Below are 280 nucleotides of genomic sequence, written 5' to 3' on the forward strand. Positions count from 1 at the left end.
GTTCGTTGCGCAGAGACTTGGCTTGAAGGCTCATCATTACTGTTATGGTGGGCGCTGTCTCAGAACCGAAAACGTCATCGTCCAGGTGATCCACAAGAGGCATTTGAAGCAGGTTTTCTGCTGCGGTTGCAGCAGACGCTGATCACGCGATGTGAGGCCGTCACTTCCCAATCAACCCGCTTTGATGCCTGAGGCTGTATTTGACGTTTGAGACTTTGCTTTTCCCGCCAAACCCTCGGATCAAGCGATCTTTGATCGCGCCGATTGGAGGGTTCACTTG

1 pseudogene is annotated in these 280 nt (G+C 52.5%); it reads left to right on the forward strand.

Going from position 1 to position 280, the window contains the following annotated elements:
• Positions 1 to 192: pseudogene (locus tag JV201_RS25980) on the forward strand (LasR-specific antiactivator QslA); the annotation flags it as partial.
• Positions 193 to 280: the final 88 nt, after the last annotated feature.

The organism is Pseudomonas sp. Colony2 (assembly GCF_019382755.1).
In the GTDB taxonomy this organism is placed as follows: domain Bacteria; phylum Pseudomonadota; class Gammaproteobacteria; order Pseudomonadales; family Pseudomonadaceae; genus Aquipseudomonas.